Source organism: Pirellulaceae bacterium, assembly GCA_029243025.1.
Classification (GTDB): Bacteria; Planctomycetota; Planctomycetia; order Pirellulales; family Pirellulaceae.
In genome coordinates this window covers 307,926-324,924 of the sequence record JAQWSU010000045.1, presented here as the reverse complement: position 1 = coordinate 324,924, position 16,999 = coordinate 307,926, and the positions used below count along the sequence as shown (strand labels likewise).

Below are 16,999 nucleotides of genomic sequence, written 5' to 3'. Positions count from 1 at the left end.
TCACTGGGAAGGCAATGGTAGCCCTTGCAAGTCCTTGAGATCCATTCTGGCTAATCGGATGGAGGACTCAAGATCTTCTTGGTGGCGTGATTTTCTTTGTTTTTCGTTGAACTGATCTGCATCTTCTGCCAACAGTTTGTAGATTTGGCGAGATGATTCGATCTCCGGCTGCCAAACTTCTTTCGGTTGACCTTCGAGACGCATGAGCCAAGTCGTGTAGTATTGAGAATTCGCGAGAGATTCCCGTGCTTCATTCAGCAGCTTGTGATCTGCCGAGGAATCATCACTGAGTTCGTCGACCAAAGCTTGCAAGTCTTGTCGAGCGGCCGGCAACTGGGCATCAAACATTTGTGCTTTTGCCTTAGCCAAACGCAACTGCTGTGCATCTGCGACGTGACCCTCCGGCAAGAGTTCGAGAGCCAGGTCATACTGAGCGATCGCTTGAGCCCATTGATCGTTTTGAGCCATCTGATCACCAATGCGAGCGGCTTGGCCAGCTCGGTCGATAATCACTTGTTTCTGGCCTGGACCCAGATGGTACGCTCCCACCAAAACAGGAAGCAGCAACCAGACGAGTATCACCAGCTTTTTCATGCGAACCCCCGTTTAGGACTTGAATCGATGTCTCCGTGCATCATAACCCGCAAGAGGGTAATGGTTCAACTTTGGTTGCAAAAACGGCTGCTTTTGATCTGACTTCGCGGGCTTAATTTTTCTGTTTCGCCTTGGAATCGGCCCAATTTTCGCAAATTAGCTGTTCGATGTGAGTCCGCTTTCCCGGCTGGAGGGTTGAAGACGTCGAGCATCCGGTTCGCTCAAGGTAACGCCCGGTGTCCATCTCGTCCCAAAATAATGGAGCAGCATCGGCAGTAACGCGTAGAGAGCGGCGCCGATTAGGCATGCGACCAAAGCATATTCTCGTTTGGTGAGTTGCGCCAAAGGGCTGGTCTCAGTGGCTTTGGTTAGCATGGAAAGAGTTTTTGAGCTGATCTGCTTTTCATTTCCGTTGTGATAGATGCCTCTCAACCTTGTGGCGATCTGTCTCAAGGTGGAGGTGTCTTGTCTTGATTGGCGACCATTAATGAATTTTCCTTTTTGGGGATCGCCAATGCCGACCACCAAGACGTTTGAGACGGCAGCCGGCATTTTGGGCATCCCTGTTGCGGGTACGGTATCCCCATCGCTTACGACGAGGACGGTGGTGCTATTCGGTTTCCATTCTCGCGCAACGTCAGCCGCAGCTTCGAGTCCGCTGAAGAGTTCGGTGTCACCCGAATTGAAGGCGTGGTGCATCGGCAGGTCTTCAAGGATATTTCGGACAACTTCGATGTCACGAGTGTCGATCACAACTTGTTTTGCACCGGTGTAGACGGCAATGACGCTGACTCGATACTGTTCCATGGGAACGCGGTCAAAGAATGACTCCATAATGTCGGCTGCTCGGTGGGAACGCTTTTGGATGTGTGACGGTCCAGCGTCATCGAGTCGCATGCTTGGAGATACATCGAGTACGAGAATAACGTGTTTGATTTTATCCTCAGAGGTGGCGGCAGCTCGATGAACCTTGGGGGGAAGTAACATTAGTGTCATCATCCCCCAGGCAAGGAGCGTGACGGCAATTACTCGCAGCAACGGAGCCAAAGAAGCCCAGACGCGAGGGCGGCGAGCCGGCCCAAACGCGAGCGGTGCAATTGCACGGCAGCGAGCCGCATGGAGCAATTCAGCCGTTCCAGCGATCAGGAAAACCGAGATGGCAGTTAAAAGTTCTACCACGGTGTAAACCGAATCCCAAATAGACCGATTAGGCTGATGCCGAGTAGCGACAGCCCGCTGATACAGAAGGGGACGTAATTGTCGGTTGTTTCCGCAGCTACTTTTTCCATGCGTGTTTCTTGCATTTCGTCGATGTGACGAAAGATGGATTCCAGTCCATCTTGATCACCAGGACTAAAAACTTCCCCCCCCGTTCTCGCCGTGATTTCGATGATTGGATCGGGGATATTTCCGCTGGCGATGTGCACCGCATAGACGGAGATCTTGTCAGCTCGTAGTTTTCGAATCAAGTCATCGGTGGCGTCACCGAATAAATCAGAGCTCGAGCCATCAGAGATCAGCACGATCATGCGATCGCCTTCTTCTCGGGATGCGAGCACCTTGCGACACTCTGATAATGCTTTGCCAATTCTAGTCCCTCCCAGCCAAGGTGGATGTCCCGGGTTCTTCGGATTCATGAATTGGGGTGCACAGCGAAATGCAGAAACATCAGTTGTCAACGGAACCCAATGCAGGACCTCGACGCCGAAAAAAGTTAAGCCGAACGCGTCACCCTCACGGAAGTCGAGAAATCTGTTGATGGCTTCCATTGACGCATCATACCGAGTTCCCTCACCGAATGAGGCGGTCATGCTTCCCGATACATCGACACAGAATTCGATGTTGGTCAGCACCCGGCGTGTCTTGGGTTCTCCCGTCTTTTGAGGGCCGGCCAGGATCAACAATACAACCAACAGAATCAATGCCGGGATACTTTCTGCCAGCTGCACCAAGAATCGAGTGGCCGTCCCGGATGTTTGTGATCCGTGATCGAATGGCATCACGATACCGCCACCGCGTTGGCGCCAAATCCAGACCAACATCATTGCGGGAATGATGGATAAAAATAGGACAGAATGGTGGGAAAAGCTCAGCCAGTTCATGGTGTCTTAGTACTGCCTGCCCGTGAACGATGATTCGGAGGCGTCAGGGTCTTGGACCGAACGGTAAGGTGCTAAAAGGGCAGCCAAGTCGATATCCGTATCGGGGTTCGGATGGTGGAGCCAGATTTCTAGTTGCTGCATTAACTCGCCGGCTGCTGGGTCGGCTTTCAAAGCGGCCATCGCCGCTCCTGGTGATAATTCGTGGACGCCCAGCTTCTTGCGCCAAAAAGCGAGCAATAATCGTTCTAGTTCGGCACGTTGTGGATCGTTCAGTGATCCGTCTGACGCTGATTTGATGAGTGGTCGTAAACGATCTGCCAGCGTTCGCGCCGGTTGATTGGCGGACTTGGGTTTCCCCAGGCTGCTCTGGCCGTTGGAGCGGAGCAGCAAAAATAGGCCGATGAGCCAAACGATTACTCCCAGCGTTAACAACAGTCGGTATCCCCCCAAGGCTGGAGATGTTGCGGTCTCCAGTGGATTGGGGGTGACTTGGCCAGGTGGCAAGATCCCGTGTACTTTGACCTGAATGGCCGGGAGGTCATCGGCGGTTGAACCGTCTTTGCGTTGTAGATAGTCCGCCAGATCGTAACTGCCCGATTCTAAGCCATAGTAGGTCAAGTGATAGCGAAAAGATGATCCGTGCTGGAAGACTTTGGTGATGCGTAACACGACCAGCGGGTCTTCTGCGAATGGTTTTACTTCGAGTTCGGTGCCCGGTAGGATCAACTCCTCAATGGTGGCACTCATTCCGATCGGGGAATCGAAGTTCGACTCTTCCCCCGCAGCCTGGTGAGCTGTTGAGAGGGTGGTGATCAGCACTGCGCCCGTGCACAACAGCCTTGCGACAATTTGCATCGTTATCGGGCTCCTCTGCCAAGAAGATTCCGCGACTGGAAAAAGTTTCGCAGTGTGTGAGCATAGGGTTGGTTGGTTGGAATCAAGAGATGGTCGATTCCGGCGCGTTTTAATCCGGTTTCAAGTTTTGTCTGATCAAGCCATTGAGCGCGTCCGTGGGTGACGAAGGTTCGGCCGGTTTCTGCTTCTCGGGCACGCAGTAGGCCGGCACCTCGTAAGCCGATCTCGGCGGGGTCCTGGAACTGAATGACGACACAATCGTGTTTCTGCGCCAGGCGTTTAAGGCTGTCTAGTCCGCTCGGGTCATGCATGTCGCTTAGCACAATCACCAAAGCTCGATTCGTCAGGCTTGGCCCGAGTTCCATAATTCGCCTGCTCAGCGTCGTTGATTCGTCGTAGCGAAAATGTCGCAAGTGGTGCAGCCATTGCATCACTTGTTGCTTCGAAAGACTGGGCTGAACATGGAAGGGACGGGATCCAACCGACATCACGCCGACAGGACTGACTCGGTCCAGGCAGGCCAAAGCTAAACCTCCGGCCACAAATAACGAATGCTCGTATTTTGTGCGAGTTGCGCTTCCCAGCATCATGGAGGCCGAAGTATCGATCAGCAAGTAGGCCGGTAATCGCTTCGGAGTTTCGTATTCCTTGATGAAGATCTTTCCCGTGCGGGCAGTCACGCGCCAGTCAATCGCCTTGATCGGATCACCGGCGACGTACGGTCGTGATTGCACATACTCAAGACCCGAACCGCGATAAGGGGATGAATCGGTGCCGTAACTCAGATTGTCCGCCAATCGCCTCACCGCGATCGTGAACTGTCGGGAGTCTAATGACTGATGTTCGCGAATATAGCCTTTCATCGTGCCTAAGCCATCGCCTTACTGTCGCCATTGAAGGAGGCGTTATCAATTTGAGTGGAGTTCGATCCGTTGCCGAGTTGGTTCAGCATTTCACGAAGCACTGCCGTGCTGGTCAGGCCGTCTGCTAAAGCCTCATAGTTCAATCGAATACGATGCAAGACCACATCCTCAGCCAACGCGTATAAGTCTTCCGGGATGACGTAATGCCGGTTGTTTATCAATGCGCGAGCTCGGGAAGATTTGAGCAGGGCAATGCCAGCTCGAGGGCTACAGCCAAGCTCGATGGCGGGATGATTCCGTGTGCGATCCACAAGAGTCATCACGTGATCGATGAACGTTTCGCTGACGTGGACATGTTCAATGGCCTCCATGGCTGTCACTAGCTCTTCTTGGGAAGCGACGGGTTGGCTTTCCAATACGTCGAACTCGGTACGAGCGACAGCACCGCCTGATTCGCGGCGAATACCCAAAACGGCATTCCGACGGAGTATCTCTTTTTCTTCTTCAACCGTTGGGTATTCGAGTCGATGGCAGAGCATGAAGCGATCCAGCTGAGCTTCAGGCAACTCAAAGGTCCCCGCTTGCTCCACCGGATTCTGCGTTGCAATCACGAGGAAAGGTGCCGGCAGCCGGTAGTTCTCGTTGCCGATCGTGACTCTTCGCTCCTGCATGGCTTCGAGCAAAGCGCTTTGAACCTTCGGGGCCGCACGGTTGATCTCGTCGGCTAACAGGAGATTCGTGAAGATTGGACCCTTGTGAGTCCGGAACTCGTGTGTTTGTTGATCGAGAATTTCCGAACCAAGAATATCTGAGGGCAAAAGATCAACGGTGAATTGGATTCGGCTAAACTGTAAGTCAATTGATTTGGATAAAGCCGAAACAAGGAGCGTTTTGGCCAACCCCGGTACACCCTGGAGCAGAAGATGTCCGCTGGTGAAGAGGGCGATCAACAAACGCTCGACGACTACGTCCTGTCCAACCACCACGGTGCCGACCCGCTTTCTCACGTCCTGTACAAATTGGATTGTGCTGTCAGGAATTCGGTTGGGGGCTGCGTTTTGGTTGGTGGGATCGCTCGTCATCGTTGTTTTGTCCTGAAGTCACGCGTCACGGTTTTCTGTTCTTTCCATTAAAACCCAGAGCTGTGAAGATATCTATGGAACCTAAGGGAACGGGAGAAACAATTCTTCGTGTCCATGAAATCGAATCGGCAGGTTTTTAAGCTGGAAAGTTAGCCGATTTGGCCGATCTCGTGGCGCCGGATGGCGCCCGATGTCAACGGAAGCAAACGCCAAATGAATCCATGGTTAGGAAAGAGCAAAGGTTAATCGGGTGAAATTGCATTTTCTTGGGGCAAATCGTCAGGTTACCGGATCGCGGTACTGCTTGGAAACAGAGCAGTCTCGCGTGATGATCGACTGCGGCCTATTTCAGGAGCGACAGTATAAGACGCGGAATTGGCGGAAAAGTCCGATTCCTCTAGAAACGATCGACGCATTGGTGCTCACTCACGCCCACATCGATCACTGTGGTTTGATACCACGTGCCGTGCGCGAGGGCTTGGCTTCGCCTTTGTTGATGACGACCCCCACCGCTGACCTTGTCGAGCTGATGTGGCGAGACGCGGCACATATTCAAGCTGAAGACGCGGCTTATAAGAAAAAACGGCATCGACGTGAAGGTCGGTCGGGCAGGTTTCCAGCGGAACCGCTATTTGATGGGCGCGATGTCGATCAGACCTTACCGTGGGTACGTCCAGAGGCTTACAACACCCCGGTCAAGATTTCAGAGGATGTGACGGTCACGTTTCACGAAGCGGGGCACATCTTGGGTTCTGCGATGCTTGAGTTCGAGGTTCGTCAACGCGGCGAGTCTCTTCGAATTATTTTTTCTGGAGACATTGGCCAATGGGAGAGGCCTCTGATTCATGACCCGACCCTATTTTCGGCTGCCGATTACATTGTGATGGAATCAACTTATGGCGATCGTGATCATGCAGAAGGCGGTGACATCGAAGACCAGCTTGCACGAATCGTTAATACCACGGTGGAGGCAGGGGGAAAGGTGATCATTCCTACCTTTGCCGTCGAACGAGCACAAGAGTTGATGTATTACATCAGTCGGTTGGTGCATGAAAATCGGATTCCAGACATTCCTGTCTATTTGGACAGTCCGATGGCGGTAGACGTGACCAAAATCTTTCGGCGCCACCGAGATCGGTTTGATGATGAAACATGGGATTACATCAACCAAGGGGAGTCTCCATTACAATTTCCAGGCCTGCAGATTTCTCGAAGTACCGCACAATCCAAGGCGATTAATGCTCGGACTGAGCCAAGCATTGTGATGTCGACTTCCGGTATGTGTACGGCCGGCCGCATCAAGCATCATTTACGTCAAAACATTTCTCGGACCGAGTCCACCATTTTGTTTGTTGGATATCAGGGGCACGGAACGCTTGGTCGCCAGATTTTGGGCGGTCGACCGGAAGTTAGGATTCACGGTCGAAATTGTCCGGTCAAAGCAAACATCGCCCAAATTTACGGTTTCTCAGGACATGCCGATCGGAGAGCTTTGTTGAGATGGGTCAAGCATTTCGGGAAAGCGCCGAGGCGACTTTTCTTGACTCACGGTGACGAAGACGCAGCTTTGAGCCTCGCCAATCACATCCGTACGGATCTTGATTGGCGAGTGCTCGTACCCGATTATGAGTCGACGGTTGATCTGTAGGTCGTTACTGCTTCTTGACAGCTTTCAGCGTGGTCATGTACTCGATCAAGTTGAGAAGTTCTTGCTGAGTTAGATTTTTGTGCAAGTCGGCAGGCATAAGGGAAATCGGTTGCTTAGTGATCGATTCGATTTCCGATTTTGGGAATTCGCGAACAATGGCCTCGATATCTTTGATTTGCACAGCGTCATTGGTTTGACTCACGATGACGCCGCTGGCTAAGTTGCCGTCGGCCAGTTCAAGCGTAAACATTTCGTAATTGTGACTGATCCCAGCACTCGGATAGAGGATTGATTCGAGCAAAGCTTCACGGCTCAGTTTGCTTCCGATTTCCGAAAGGTCAGGGCCGACTTGTTTGCCTTGTTCCTGAACGACGTGACATTTCGCGCAGGTACCTTGTTCGCGAAAGACGGCCATGCCGGCCTCCGCATTGCCTCGTTGGCGAGCTAAATCACGAATCGACGGGAGTGATTGGTTATCCTTTGACGGTGATAAGGGGTACACCTTTGTCGCTCGTTCTCGCAAGTCGTTCCACGGTAGTTTGTTCAACTCGGCTGCTGCAGCTTGTTGAAGTTCCGTGGGGATTCGTTCTTTTTCAGCCATGTTAAGCAGTGATTCAGCGCCACGGCGAATTTTGGCCATGCCTCGTAACGATTGACGCCGTGCGTCGTCCGGCAGTGAGTTATCATCGATGATTGGTTCGAGTATTGTCACGGCTCGATTGTCTGCCGAATTTCCCAATGCCGTAAGCATGCCAAGAGCTTGATCAGCATTTTTACCATTGACGATATTTTTGATGCGCTGCGTTTGCCCTTTTCCCAACAGCATGCGAATGGCTTCGATTCCTTCTGCCTCCGTAGGACGCGTGCTGGCGAGTGTTGCCACTTCGTCGTAGCGATCATTGAGGTTGAAGCGAGCAATCAAATCGATGAATTGGCGTGTGCCTCGTAACGAATCCAGCATTGATGACAGCTTCGCTTCGTCCTGTTTTCGAGTCTTTGGGTCCAAGCTGTCGAGTCGACTCAAGGCTTCGACGACGATCAGTTGTCGTCGCGAATCGTCAACTTGGTCGTAGTCGGCGAATGCTAAGTCGAGCAAGGCAGGTCCCCGACTTCCCTCAGGTAAGAAATCAAAAGCTCTTAAGTATTTGGGGATTTCGGTTGAGGGTGTGGCTGGATTCTGAATAATTTCCGCTAGGAGATCGGCCGTTTCCACGCTGCGAGATCGCCAAATCAGATTGCGGCCGGCTGCGGTATTCCATTGATCACCGACGGTTTTGAGCCACGTCGACAAACAGTCATTCCAATCTTGATCGGCGCCAATTCCCAACGCTTCGAGGTACCACCGGTCCTCGCCGTCATATTGTGTTGCGAGGGTTGTCCAAAGGTCTGCTTTGTTGGGACTCTGGATTTCTCGTAAGGCAATGGCACATTCTCGGCGAACTTGTGGGGACACATCATTAGCAAGTGATTGAATCACGGCTTGCGTGTCGATCTCGGGCAGCTGTCGGGCGAGTCGGATTGCGACGATGCGAATGTTGGCATCGGAATCTTGGCTTGCCAAGTTGACATAGTGTTGGCCTCGACCATTAATTTTTCCAAGTAGCCAGAGCGCTCGGGCTCGTTCGTGCGAAATATCGCTTTGCCACAATTCTAAGAGATTTGATTCTGCCTCGGCGCCCATGGCATGCAGGGCCGTCCATGCCAAATATCGCACGGAAAAATTAGGATTTTTCAACGCTGCTGTTGCTCCCGCGGGCGTCGCAAAATCAAAGTGAGGGACTTCGTATTTGGAATCGGCATCTTTGGCTGTTACGCGGAAAAGTCGACCTCGCCCCAAATCTCCCATGGCATGTCCACCAACACCCGGGTCATACCAATCGGCAACGATTAATGATCCGTCCGGTGCGACTTTGACATCGGAGGGGCGGAACCATTTGTCTCGTTTCCCATCGAGGATGTCTGCGATTTCGGCACGATAACCGGCTCCTTCGGGGGAGACCAGATAGGCTCGCGTAATACTGGGACCCGCATCGCAATGGATCAATTGACCGTGGAATAGTTCCGGAAGAGAATTGCCTTCGTAGACGGTGATTCCGGTGGGTGAGCCAGCTCCGGTTTGTAGCAGATTGGGTACGACGCCCGGATCGTTCAAATGCCAATGGCGATTTGGAGTATCCTTTTCCATTCCTGTTCGCGCTGCCTGCCAACCTGCCCCCGTCAACTCATCTCGGTAGCCATAGTTGCCAAATTCCATGACGTAATTAATGCGAACTCCGCGGTTGCCGTCATCATCATTGTCCGATTGCCAAATCGTCCCAAAGGAATCGACGGTCGCCATCCAGTTGTTGCGAAAGTTCCAGCCCAGCGTTTCAAACTGGCTCAAATCTTGATTGCAGCGAAACACCATGCCTTGTTGGTAGGGCTTGCGATTAGCGGCGACTACGTTTCCGGCTTGATCGACCACGGGCTCACCATCCGAGGTCAGCAATTGCTTGCCTTCGTTACCAAAGTTGAAATAAAGCTTGCCATCCGGACCGAACAAGAATGCATGGATTCCGTGGTCGTGCTGCACTCCAGAGATACCCTTGAACCAAACTTCTTTCTTATCGGGTTTGTCATCACCATTTTCATCGGTGAAGCACAGAACATGGGGGCCGGCAGAGACAATGACGCGATTGCCCAGGACGCAAATGCCATGCGGTGAGTCGATGTCGTTTCCTTGATAGAACACGGTTTTTTTGTCGGCTTGTCCATCCCCATTGGTGTCTTCCAAAATCAGGATTCGATCGCCTTCCGGTCGTTTGCCGCGATGCTGGCGATAGTTGACGACTTCGCAGACCCAAACGCGTCCACGATGGTCGATGTCGATGTTTGATGGGCTCAACAGCATTGGCTCTGCTGCGAATAATGACGCGTTTAGTTGTTCGTGAACATCGAGTTTTTCAACAGCTGTTTCTGGTGTGCGCTCCTCGCTTTTTTTCGCGACGGCAAGTTGGTCGGGTTTGCGAGTGAAGACATGGAATCGAACGCTGGAATCTTTGCCACCCGGTTGGTCCGTTCCACCATTGTCCAGACCACCTTGGGCAACAAAGCGGTTGAAACCCGCCGGCAAATCAAACTCGATCAAAGATGTCGCATGAGCGCCAATCCCATTCGAGATGGATTTGCCGGCGACTCGCATCGCCTGTCCACCGCAATTCTTATTGACTCGAACTTGTCCCCAGTCAGCAGTGGCTGTCTTCCATTTGATTTCGCTTAACTTTTGCTCTCCTTTAGGGCCAACCAAGCGAGGATTGATCCAATCCGCCCAATCACAGCTGAAGCCATTGCCGCCGTCATCAATCACCAGAAACAGTTTCTTGGCGTTGCCAAGTTTTACATCAATGTCGACGGAGTGGTTGGGGGTCGATGGGGTGATTACCTTGCTTGAGAAAATCGGTTTTACATCCTTGGGGAGTTTGGCCTTTGCTGACTTTTTCTCGCCCGGTTTGGAGAAGTCTTGGTTTTTTTCGAGTTCTTGTCTGGAAGGCGTAGGAACACCAATTCCAGCTGTTGGAACATCGCCTTGGGCGACCCAGACAATCGCATTGAGAACCACTTTTCGAAAGTTGTCATCTCCCCAATTCCAGTGGACATGTCCGCCGGTGAAGCCAAACCCTCGTCCCCCGTCGGGGCGTTCCGAAGCCCAGGCGACGTGTTGTAGATCACCTCGCTGTACGGCAGCTCGAACGTGAGGATTTCCGCTGTGTGGGCCATCAGCTCGTGACATGGTGCTTGCCGGGGCCTTCGCAGAAAGGATCGGAGTCACGCCCTTCATCTCGGGCCGAAATCTCATGTGAAAATACCATTCGTCATTGATCGTGAACGGTTTGACGCCTCGTGTGATTGGATGTTTAGGGAATGAATTGAACTCAGCATCCCAATGCGGATTGACGGACCAATGAGTTTCGAAATAGCCCCCGATCCAATCCAGAAACGCATCCCCCGACTTGCCTTTGGGGACTTCTACTCCGTAATGAATGCAGGCTAGACCGACGCCGCGTTCCATCAGTTGATTGAAATCTTCGATGTGAGCATTTAATAAGTGACCGCCGCCACCATCGCAGTAAACGACTACTGCGTCGGCTCCATCAAAAGCCGCCATCCCTTCGGCCGGCCAGCCATTTTGATAGACGACCGTTTCGAATCCGGGTACGTTGTCGCGCAAATATCGAGCCAGCAACAGGCAGCCCGCATTATGTTCGTGAGACCCATAGCCGTGGCTGGGGCGTCCAGCCACGAAAACGACTTTCTTTGGGTCTTGATCAGATTGGGCTGACTTCTTGTCATCTAGATTTTTGATCTCGATGTCCTTGAATTGAATGAGCATCGGGGGGCCTGCATGCAATTGCAGTGCGATGACGCCGGACATGGCTCGCTTTGCCTCTTGCTCGTCGGTTACGTCCACTGACACATTGCCGTTGATCTCATGGATCAAGTGGTTTCCTTTGGCAACGATGCGATAGTCGTTCCAATCTTCTTTTTTGATGCCGTCGAGAATCGTTTTTTCATCAGCCGTTTTTCCGACATTTTGTTTGGTGCCGTCCGATTTGATCAGGACCTTGTTTCCTCGCATTGCCAGGATTCCACGACCTCGCTCTTCGTAAAGGATTCCTGCAAACTTGCCTTCTGCGTCAATGTCAGCTTGATAGCCGCCCACGACCCAGTCACCATGATCTTTGCTACGATATTGCACACCGGAGTTGCCTCCCACAATTCGAAACTTCATCCGCAGTTCGAAATTCGCGGGCTCCCCTCCCTTCCAGATCAGGAACGTATTGCCTTTGGTGGGGTTCTCGGCGGTGGTTTGACCGGTGATCGCGCCGTCTTTTACGCTCCAGAAAGCCGGATTGCCTTCCCAGCCTTTGAGTGTCTTGCCATCAAATAAGGATTTAAATCCTTTTTCCGCTGCGGTGGTTGAGGAGGCTTGCCAGCTTAAAGCTAACACGAAAAGAAGGATCCACAAAGGTCGTCGTTTCATACGAAGTTTTCCCTTCAAGGCAACGCCTTGGAACGCAAGCTGACATCCAGTTGAGGTTGCAGAACCGAGGCAAAAGATGATATCGGGTACGGTATTACGTGTTACTTACGTTTCAGGGTTACCGACGGCGGTGAGACGAAGTCACTGCTCCTCGCTGAGACGGCGGCAACATCCATTTCGCCCGTCTGTAACCAAATTCGATAGTTCGTTTTTAACGGTCGGTCCTCATCCAAGTCGTATTCGAAGTAAGAGCCGAACCTTCCATAGTCTCGTTCGCTGTAACGTGCCGGTTTGGGATTGGCTGGGTGGTCCAGGTAGGAGCAGGTAAATCTTTGATCTCCGAGCACAAAAGATTGTGCGTTCCACGGCAAGTTTCGATGGTTGGGTTGATCGGGTTTCCAATTCCGTGTTTCAGCCAGTTTGCCACGACCGTCGGGACGAAGGTAGTAGGTTTGCGGATGGGTTCGTGCGGCTACTTCCTGAGACGCTCGGAATTGAAAGCCAGCGTGTTGGGGATCGCCGTCTAATCTGACGGGCCCCACAGTACTCGAAAGCTGGGAGGCAAATTCGACCAGTTGCCCGCCGGGAACGTGGTACACCGTCATTTCTCTCAATTCTTTGGCGAAGACCTCACCATCCTGGCCTCGCCAGTCGATTGCGAGTCGATGTCTACCTAAGACGGGACCCGCTTCGAGAGCCTCAAACGAGACGTGTTGCTGGGATTCGCCTTTTCGGCAATGCCAAATGTCAGCTTGTTTTGTTCCGTAGCGGATTCGGTTGAAGCCGTAGAATAGTCCGCGATGGTGTGAGAATTTTCCACCCGGTCCTTTCGTGACGATTTGCTGCCCAGCGGGATCGAATAGATGGTGGAATACCTTGATCGTTTGTTCTCTCGATTCGATCGACGAAGTATCGAAAGGCGTGTACATATAACGCAGGATAGGGCGGCCGTCATAACTTAGTTGGGTGTACTGTCCCACATGATCGTCCCAGGCAAAGCTACCTTCAGTCAGATCTTGAGCATCTGTTGAAATCTGAATGTCGTAGGTTGCTGATTTGCCGGCGGCGAGCTTGGTGAGAATGAAAACAAGTTCGCGTGAGTTTGCATCTTGTTCATCTCCTGCCAGGAGAGCCGGACGCGTGATTTGTCCTACGGACGCTTTTCCATCGGCATCGATGACCCGTGCAGTTTTTTCGTTCTGAAGCGACTCAGGCAATTGAAATGGAATGGTGACCGGCACTTGGTGACGATCGACATCGCCGGCATCGACGGTTACCTGAAATTGAGTTTCGGCGGCACGAAGAGTCGATTTCGCGACGAAACCACAAGTGACCAAGACGATGAGCAAATGCGTGCAGATTTTGGATTGACATTTGAGCGGCATGATGGATGATGGTGCGGCGGGTTCATGATGAGTTAAGCCGATGCATCCTAAAGCACTCTCACGGTGAAAACAACAGTCAACCGCGGCAAAGATCGCCGGAAAAAATTCTTCCGAAATCTTCGAGGCTTAGCGCCCAGCTAATTCTGTTCGTGGGGGCGCTGATCGGTATTCGATTGGGGGAGGTGGTCTCGGTAGGCGTGTCGCCTGACGTCTACTTTGTGTCAGGGGCTCCAACCCGATACCGTTTTCTGTTGATCTCTTTTCGAAGGCGCCGGTAAACACCTCGGCTGGGTCTCTCGCTTTGCAAGATTTTTACCTGATTTAGAGCTTCCTCAAACTCCTCCAGTTCCAGGAGTCGTCGAGCGTATTCGAACCGCCAATTTAATTGTGAACCATCAAACGTGACGGCTTGCTTGAGTTCTGCTGCGGCTTCGGTGGTTCGGCCTTGGAGTCCATAAATGGATCCTTTGACGTAGGCCATTTCGGCTGACGGTAAATCGGTGGTTTCAATGAACTCTTCGGCCCGCTGCAGGAAAATATTTCGCACTTTGATTTTGTCATCACCCAAGAAATTCCGTTGAATCACTTTCAAGAGAATGTCCGAGCGCTTGGGAAGTACTTTTTCCAGTAGATCTCTCAGTGTCAGTTTGCCACGAGCATTTTCGATGATGTCGTTAAGATGGACATCGGAAAGTGTCAAGCTGTGGTGCCAGCTTTGGCACGCGGCATCTTTTCGGTCATTGTTGAGATCGAGCAGGCCAGCCCAATACCAAAGACTCGCATCCCCCGGGGCCAAGGTCTTGGCGCGATCAAGGTAAATCTGATCATTGGCGTTAGGCGCATTGCTTGCGAGAAGTTCAGCGACCATGTAATGAAGCTGTGGGATTGTACAAGCTGCGTCTCGTGCAATGATGACATGCTTCATGGCCGGCAGGAGACGATCTTTGACCGTCGGCTGTTGCAGGAGCTGCTCGATGGCTTTCCGATCGCCTTTCCGCAGTAATTCACGGATCGTTCCGTGAAGATGCCAGACCGATGAACGCTGCCAAAGATCTTCGTCTCGCGATGACTTGTCTTCCGTGTCGGTTGATTCCTGTTCGGTTGCGCTAAGGTCTGACTTGGATTGTTTTTCACTGAGAAGCTGTTGGTAAGTTTCCGCCTGGTAAAGCTGCATCAGGATTACAGCAGCTCGACGATGAGCCAGCGCATCGTCCCAGCGTTGTGGCAACACTTTAACCAAGTTGCTCATTGCGTAGCTAATCTTGTCAGGGTCGTCCATTTCGGAAATGATGTCGAGTGAAGATTCACGCATCGCGACGGCGATCTTTGCCGCTTTGTTGAGCTCCAGTGATCCGAACAGGCAACCAAGCCCAAGTAACCCAATGATGAGGGCGATGAATGAATTTGGAGCCTTGAAGGCAATCAGTCGCGATGCGGTTGGCTGTTTGTGTCGAGATGTTCCGGGCCGTCTATGCGATCGGCGCGTTGACCTGGTATGGGCCGTGCCAGGAATCACGTCAGCATCCTCCGAGGCCAGGGCTGGGCTGCGACTTTTTATTGGGCCTAAGGAATCAGAATCTGCGTCGTAGGAGCCGAGGGGATGAATGTGATCCAGGTCGTGGCTGGGCCAGATCGTGAGTAAGGCAGCTCGACCGATGACGGCACCGCAAATACTGGCCATCAAGATCGTGTTTGATGGAATATAGAGTCCAAAATCAAAGGATCCTCCCACGGCTTGACTGACCAATGCAAAGGTTCCCATGACTGCTAAGACCGTGTTTGTGATTCCACCCGCTCGATACAGTTTGGTGATCGCGATGATGACCAAGGCGATTGCAGCGAGTAGCAAGAAGAGTGCAATGACGCCGCCTTCGACTAATGCTTGGATGTATTGGTTCTCTGCATGGAAATGTGAAATGTCGCTCAGGTAGCGATGCTGGAATCTTTCATAGACGAATCGATAGGTGCCAAGTCCGGTGCCAGCGGCCCAGAAATCGGGGACTGTTTCCAGTGCTTCTAGCCAGTTGGGTACTCGTCCAGTTTCATACTGTTTGTCCGTGACCATGTCTTCGAATCGCGATTTGACAAAATCGGATTGCCCGGCCCAACTCATCAATCCCAGGCCTGCAACCATGACGAACAACAGTCCGGCTGCGTATTTGCGATTCCCGGAATGCATCGCGAGTGAGGCGACGGTGGCCATGGTGGCGGCGAACATGGCAAGGATGGAGCCTCTTGAGGCCGTACAGAACACTCCACCGACCATAAATGCCACAAGTGCGATGGCGCCCAATCGAGGCGCATTGAGTTCACCCAGGTATCTAGAAATAGCTTGCGAAAAAGATCGCCGAGAAAAATCAGGGCGGGTCGTTTGAACATCGGAGGGATAGATGACGTCTCCGTGGTGACGACTTGCTCTACCGCTCTCTGTGTCCTCCGAGCCCTGCGGGATTTGCGCCTTGGAGCTTTGCGAAGCGTTACTAGGGTGTTCGGATGATCGGCCAGTTTGATCGATTGTCCGTCCTGAGGAGCGTCGTCGCGAGGGACTCTGTCGTGACTGCGAGCGATGGCGTCGCCGCGGTTGAGTCGATTCGGTCGATTTTTCGAGTGGTGCACCGTGTGTCCAAATCAAGATCCCCAGTCCAGCGGCCAAGCACATATTTAGGAAGCCGCCCGCGTTGTTTCGATTCACGAAAGGACCGAAGGATTCCCAGCCTCCGTACATCGGCTCAAAAAGCCAATAGAATTTTCCATTCCAGGAAAGACGCTGGATCAATCCGAAGAAAGAGATCGCGGCTCCGCATACAGCCGAGGAGGTGCAAAGCCAGAGAATCGATTGTCGATCCACGAGATGTAAAGATGACAGTATCAATACCGCCGTGGCAAGGCACAGCAGGGCAAGGTATTCACGAGTTGCAACCGTGTATAGCGAACGAGTCGTGACCCGCTTCAGCGTGGTATCAGTGGCCCGTTTCGTGGTTAGCTGAAGAGTCGTGCTGCTCGGTACGGGCTCCGTGAACTCTTGCTGCCATTGTTGTGATTCGGCGGCGAACCGATTTGCCAGAGAAGGGGTCCAGGGGATCAATTGGAATATGCCCAAGGCGATGCCAATAATTAGTGGCATCCAGGCGGTGGGAATGAGGCCGGGCCGCTTTTCGTCACCGAATCTTCCCACCAGCTCGAGGGACAATAGGATCGCAAGAATCAGCAGTAAAACCCACTGGACACTTGCCCAGACACCGCCAAAGAACCATGGTGTTACGAACAGGACAAGCAACAGGGATGTTCGAATTAAGTTGGCCAATACATTCATGAGTGATTATTCTCTGCAATATCATACTGTTTCGTGTCGCCTCGAGTCTTGGCCGTGATTTTTCCTGGCAAAAACAATTGTGTAACTGTTCCGGAAATTTTGCCTGTGGCGGAAGTATCGGTGATTTGCATTTGAAC

The 16,999-nt window shown here is 52.3% G+C and carries 10 protein-coding genes; 1 reads left to right on the top strand and 9 read right to left on the bottom strand.

Going from position 1 to position 16,999, the window contains the following annotated elements; all coding sequences use genetic code 11:
- The 6 genes from P8N76_20185 to P8N76_20160 form a co-directional block, all read right to left on the bottom strand.
- Positions 1-594 carry a hypothetical protein gene (locus P8N76_20185; protein MDG2384002.1) on the bottom strand — a complete coding sequence of 198 codons (594 nt, stop codon included), beginning with the start codon at positions 592-594 and terminating at the stop codon, positions 1-3.
- Positions 595-750: 156 nt separating this feature from the next.
- The gene (locus tag P8N76_20180; protein ID MDG2384001.1) at positions 751-1,773 is read right to left on the bottom strand and encodes a VWA domain-containing protein; all 1,023 of its coding nucleotides are present in this window, start codon (positions 1,771-1,773) and stop codon (positions 751-753) included.
- Positions 1,767-2,696 (bottom strand): VWA domain-containing protein, encoded by a 930-nt coding sequence (locus P8N76_20175; protein ID MDG2384000.1) that lies wholly within the window; start codon positions 2,694-2,696, stop codon positions 1,767-1,769. Before P8N76_20175 ends, P8N76_20180 begins: the two co-directional genes overlap by 7 nt.
- 6 nt (positions 2,697-2,702) lie before the next feature.
- The gene (locus tag P8N76_20170) at positions 2,703-3,551 is read right to left on the bottom strand and encodes a hypothetical protein (protein ID MDG2383999.1); all 849 of its coding nucleotides are present in this window, start codon (positions 3,549-3,551) and stop codon (positions 2,703-2,705) included.
- A 2-nt stretch (positions 3,552-3,553) separates the two neighbouring features.
- Entirely contained in the window at positions 3,554-4,414 is an 861-nt protein-coding gene (locus tag P8N76_20165; GenBank protein ID MDG2383998.1) for a DUF58 domain-containing protein, read from the bottom strand.
- 5 nt (positions 4,415-4,419) lie between these two features.
- Entirely contained in the window at positions 4,420-5,496 is a 1,077-nt protein-coding gene (locus P8N76_20160; protein MDG2383997.1) for a MoxR family ATPase, read from the bottom strand.
- Positions 5,497-5,746: 250 nt separating this feature from the next.
- On the opposite strand from P8N76_20160, the gene P8N76_20155 reads away from it, so the two are divergent.
- Positions 5,747-7,144 carry an MBL fold metallo-hydrolase RNA specificity domain-containing protein gene (locus P8N76_20155; protein ID MDG2383996.1) on the top strand — a complete coding sequence of 466 codons (1,398 nt, stop codon included), beginning with the start codon at positions 5,747-5,749 and terminating at the stop codon, positions 7,142-7,144.
- 4 nt (positions 7,145-7,148) lie between these two features.
- On the opposite strand, the gene P8N76_20150 is transcribed toward P8N76_20155, so the two are convergent.
- From P8N76_20150 to P8N76_20140, 3 genes are all read right to left on the bottom strand, one after another.
- Complete coding sequence (locus P8N76_20150; protein ID MDG2383995.1) at positions 7,149-12,164, bottom strand: DUF1080 domain-containing protein; 5,016 nt, start codon at positions 12,162-12,164, stop codon at positions 7,149-7,151.
- 101 nt (positions 12,165-12,265) lie between these two features.
- Entirely contained in the window at positions 12,266-13,549 is a 1,284-nt protein-coding gene (locus P8N76_20145; protein MDG2383994.1) for a PmoA family protein, read from the bottom strand.
- A 211-nt stretch (positions 13,550-13,760) separates the two neighbouring features.
- Positions 13,761-16,862: an O-antigen ligase family protein gene (locus P8N76_20140; protein MDG2383993.1), complete on the bottom strand. Its 3,102-nt coding sequence runs from the start codon at positions 16,860-16,862 to the stop codon at positions 13,761-13,763.
- Positions 16,863-16,999: the final 137 nt, after the last annotated feature.

Coding starts and splice junctions, on each gene's coding strand:
- P8N76_20145 (MDG2383994.1), bottom strand. CDS start 13,549: ATGCCGCTCAAATGTCAATCCAAAATCTGCACGCATTTGCTCATCGTC.
- P8N76_20175 (MDG2384000.1), bottom strand. CDS start 2,696: ATGAACTGGCTGAGCTTTTCCCACCATTCTGTCCTATTTTTATCCATC.
- P8N76_20165 (MDG2383998.1), bottom strand. CDS start 4,414: ATGAAAGGCTATATTCGCGAACATCAGTCATTAGACTCCCGACAGTTC.
- P8N76_20140 (MDG2383993.1), bottom strand. CDS start 16,862: ATGAATGTATTGGCCAACTTAATTCGAACATCCCTGTTGCTTGTCCTG.
- P8N76_20150 (MDG2383995.1), bottom strand. CDS start 12,164: ATGAAACGACGACCTTTGTGGATCCTTCTTTTCGTGTTAGCTTTAAGC.
- P8N76_20160 (MDG2383997.1), bottom strand. CDS start 5,496: ATGACGAGCGATCCCACCAACCAAAACGCAGCCCCCAACCGAATTCCT.
- P8N76_20185 (MDG2384002.1), bottom strand. CDS start 594: ATGAAAAAGCTGGTGATACTCGTCTGGTTGCTGCTTCCTGTTTTGGTG.
- P8N76_20170 (MDG2383999.1), bottom strand. CDS start 3,551: ATGCAAATTGTCGCAAGGCTGTTGTGCACGGGCGCAGTGCTGATCACC.